Annotated in this window: 3 protein-coding genes; 2 read left to right on the top strand and 1 reads right to left on the bottom strand. The window is 54.5% G+C overall.

Annotated elements, in window-relative coordinates; genetic code table 11:
* The first annotated feature begins 37 nt into the window (after positions 1 to 37).
* On the top strand, positions 38 to 1,093 hold the full coding sequence (locus ACMLHG_RS14620) for a LacI family DNA-binding transcriptional regulator (RefSeq protein WP_417170974.1): 1,056 nt from the start codon (positions 38 to 40) through the stop codon (positions 1,091 to 1,093).
* A 16-nt stretch (positions 1,094 to 1,109) separates the two neighbouring features.
* On the opposite strand, the gene prmC is transcribed toward ACMLHG_RS14620, so the two are convergent.
* Positions 1,110 to 1,952 carry a peptide chain release factor N(5)-glutamine methyltransferase gene (gene prmC / locus ACMLHG_RS14615; RefSeq protein WP_417170973.1) on the bottom strand — a complete coding sequence of 281 codons (843 nt, stop codon included), beginning with the start codon at positions 1,950 to 1,952 and terminating at the stop codon, positions 1,110 to 1,112.
* Positions 1,953 to 2,216: 264 nt separating this feature from the next.
* Here prmC and ACMLHG_RS14610 point away from each other — a divergent pair, with 264 nt between their 5' ends.
* Positions 2,217 to 3,902 (top strand): recombinase family protein, encoded by a 1,686-nt coding sequence (locus ACMLHG_RS14610; RefSeq protein WP_417170972.1) that lies wholly within the window; start codon positions 2,217 to 2,219, stop codon positions 3,900 to 3,902.
* Positions 3,903 to 4,109 lie beyond the last annotated feature (207 nt).

The raw sequence follows: 4,109 nt of genomic DNA, 5'->3' as shown, positions 1-4,109 counted from the left end.
GATAACCGGTTGTTACTTAAGGAGAAGAGGCGATCCGATGGAGCGGTCCGAGAGAAAGAGACGCGCCGGCCGTTGCAGTATCCGTGATCTTGCGGAATACGTTGGGCTTTCAACCTGCACCGTATCAAAGGTGTTGAATGGCCGGGCCGGGAGGAAGATTCCGGCCGCGACCCAGGAGCGGGTGCTGGCGGCGGCCCGGGAACTGGACTACGTGCCGAACGTCAATGCCCAGCGGCTGTTTCGGCACAAGGCCGGGGTGCTGGGGCTGCTGGTCCCTTCCCGGACCGAGGCGCACGGGAATGTGTTCGACGACACCCATTTTGTCGATATTCTGGGGGGAATGGAGGAGGCGCTTTCCCGGAACGGTTACCACCTGCTCCTGCTTTTCGATCGTGATCCGCAGGGGGATCCGAACCGTTACTGGCAACTGTTCCGTGCCGGGACGATCGACGGACTGTTGATCTGGGGAGCCCACCGGGCAGCCAACTACTGGCCGGCGCTGCGCGACAACGGAGCTCCGGCGCTGTTTCTGACCAGTTGTCCGGATACCGCCCCCGGCGACAGGATTCACTATGTGGTCAGCGACTACCGGACCACCGCCCGGCAGCTGACGGCGCGGCTGCTGGAGATCGGCTGCCGGCGGCTGCTCTACCTTGCCGGTCCGGAAGAGAGTTCCGTGGTGACGCTCTTCTCCGAGGGGATCGCGGAAGCGCTCCGTCACTCCGATTCCGTCTGTGTCACGCGCCACTGCAACTACTCCTGTGAGGAAGCCGCGGAGTTGACCGAGAAGCTGCTGCGGGAGTCCTCTTTCGACGCCGTTCTGGCGACCAGCAAGCATATCGGAGCCGGCGTGCGGCGCACGATTGCGGAGTCCGGCCGGCAGGGGATCTTCCTGGTCGTTCTCGACAACGACGCCCATCCGGTTGCCGCGGAAGATTGTTTTGGCATCGGCATTCCCGATGACCGGAGGATCGGGGCGGCGGCGATCGAGGGAATTGCCGGGCTGATCGACGGATCCGTGGAATCCGTGCAGATGGTGATTCCCAGTCGGATTGTCTGGGCGGAAAAACTCCAGGGCGCTTTTGCCCGCTGAGTTGCGCGAAGGGGGATCAGACCCGTTCGGCAGCAACAAATCGTTCCCGTCGATTGTAGTCGTGAAGGATCTCGATTTTCCGGAAAGCTCCGGATTCCTTCAGAACGCCGGCCAGCCGTTCCGCCTGATGCGGGGAGAGTTCAAAAATCAGTTTTCCGCCGGCAGTCAGGTGATCCGGGGCTTCCCCGGCCGCCCGTTGGATCAACGCAAACCCTTCGTCTTCCGCGACCAGGGCCAATGCCGGTTCGTGGAGTTTGACCTCCGGTTCCAGCGAGGCGTATTCCGCTGGCGTCACGTATGGGAGATTTGCCGCAATCAGGTCGAAACAGCGCGTTCCGAGCGCGGTGAACAGGTCGGATTCCAGGAATTCAACCTGGTGAAGATGAAGCTGTTCACGGTTGTGCAGAGCCACGGTCAACGCGGGGAGGCTGATGTCGACGCCGGTGATTCTCGCGTCGGGCCGGGAGTGGGCCAGGGAGAGCGCAATCGCTCCGGAGCCGGTTCCCAGATCGACCACGCTGCCCCGGAGCGGGAGTTGTTCGACGATCCATTCGACCAGGAGTTCCGTTTCGGGGCGGGGAATCAGCACATCCGGTGTCACATCGAGCCGGAGCTCCCAGAAGTAGGCATGGCCGAGCAGGTCCTGGAGCGGTTCCCGATGGGCGCGCCGTCGGGCGAGTTCGCGGATTTTCTTTTCCAGAGCGGGAGGAACCGGCCGATCGGCGAGGAAGAAGAGTTCGCTCCTGGGAACACCGGCAAGCTCGGAAATCAGAAGGTCGGCATCCACCGCTGCTGATTGGATACCGGCATCGGCGAAAAGTTCGACCAGTTTACGGCGGAGTTCACAGAAGCGGGTCATGATGCTGAATCCTTCCGGGGGAGAGGAGCGGAACCGTGTTTCTCAGTCGGAACGATCATTTCCCAGCAGCTTCGCGCATGAGATCGACGAACTCCTCGCGTGAGATTTCCCCAAGCGATTTGCCGCGTCTGGAAAGTTTTTCGTTGAACTTGACGGCGGTTTCAGTCATCTGTTCGTGGGTTTCTTCGGAGCCGCTGAGTTTAAAAGTATATTTGTCATTCCCGGTAATCATGCTATAATATAACGTCAACAGGAGATTTTACAATGCGGGACAAGGGATTTATTTACTGCCGCCAATCCAGCGGTGACGAAGAAGTTTCTTTGTCCATTGAGGTCCAGATCGAGCAATGCCGGAAACTTGCGGAAGACCGGAATATCGAAATTGCCGACACCTTTACCGATCACAACATCGGCGGGCGCTATTATCCGTCCGGCTACGAAGAGCTGGCGAAACGGGACACCGTATTTCAGAACTGGTTGAATTCGCAATATCGCCCCAAGGGATTTCGCGAGGGGCTCGGGAAATTGCTCAAACGCATCTCCGAAGTCAAGTATGTCATTTGTTCAGAACAGACCCGCCTTTTCCGGCCGTTGAATAACGGCTATCTGGAATCAGCCATCATGGGGTTGCTGGAAGATCACCATGTTAAGATCCTTCAGGTTCAGGGGGATGAGATTGATCTGTCGAAATTCGACAGTCAACTGATCGCCACTTTAAAAAATCGGATTCTCTCCGAGGACGTGGAAAAAAAGCGCCGTAATTCCATTCTCGGCTTGAAAAAGCGTCGGGATTCCGGACGTCTGCCGACCGGGGCCCAGATTTACGGAGTCGTCTATGAGGGGGACAAGATTCTTTTTGAATCCACAAAAGGCAAGCTCATTCAATATGCCTTCAAGCGTTTCCTGGAATATGCCAAGTATGCTGACATCATGTATGAAATCAGCAAAAAATACCCGGAAACCGAATTCAAATGCTTTACTACGCTTTGGACAATCGTGCGTAATCCGATTTATTGCGGATTCATGTATAATTCCGAACAGAAGCTGATTAAAAATATTCAGGTGTCGGAGCCGCTGGTTTCTTTTGAGCAATGGAATGGGGCGCAAAAAATCATTGAGCGTCGAAAGCAAAAAAATCCCCATGCCCGCCCGAAGAAAACCAACTCCGTATTCAGCGGCCTGATGTTTTGCCCCAATTGCGGCTACCGGATGATTCTGAACAGTTCCAACTCCACGGCTTCGTACTATATTTGCAAACATCGGGGCCAGAGCGAAGCTTATATGAACTGTACCACATCCGTCCGCTATACACGGGTGAAGCGCGGAAATGGAATCGGCTTGTATGATGTCGGTTATCCTTTTGTCGTTCTCGCTCTGATCAATCATTGCCGCCGTTTGCTCTCGCAGCCGGAAACGAACGAAGAACTGGAAAAACTGGAAATCGGACTCCATGACATCAAGGTAAAACGGGAACAGATGACTTCGTTATTCCAGAAAAATCTGGTTACCTTCGGCGAGTATGAACAATTTCTCCAGATGACTCAGGGCGAAATGCAAAAAGCGGAACGGGAAATTATAACTCGCAGAAATCAGGCGAAACGCCTCTCATCCCCGTTTGACCAGAATATATCGCTCTCCCGTGCATTTCATGACGCAAGATCCAGAACGCTTCCGGACCATATCTACCGCAAACTGATCTATGAAGTAGTGGAAAAAGTCATCATTCACGAAGACAGCTTGGAATTTCAAACTAGCTATGGTAACGCCTCCATTCCAAAGTCCGGCAATCAATTGTATCAATGGGATCTCCTGCTTGACACCATGAGTGATGCTCCGGATGATCCCCAGATGTTCGCCGACGCCAAATTCCGAGTCGTCTTTTTTTCGAACCGGTATGGGAAATTGACGCAAACCGGCAAAATCGACGGACTGGAAATCTGGGAATCCTGATTTCTTCGGCCTTTTACGGGACTCCGTATTTTTTACCGGTATGCTAATCCAAAGTCTTCCTTCCCGGTAAACGAACTCCGCCTGCTTCATCCTCCTGGCACTTTGCCAAATTGGCAAGCCTCTCCCCGATGGTATCAAGCTCTGTTCAAGCTCATTTTTTCAAAAAATGCGATTTTTTCACTTTGGGGCGCTTTCTTTTTTAAAAAT

Origin of the sequence: Victivallis sp., assembly GCF_048170485.1 — a bacterium.
Taxonomy (GTDB): domain Bacteria; phylum Verrucomicrobiota; class Lentisphaeria; order Victivallales; family Victivallaceae; genus Victivallis.
This window is presented reverse-complemented; position numbering and strand designations above follow the sequence as displayed.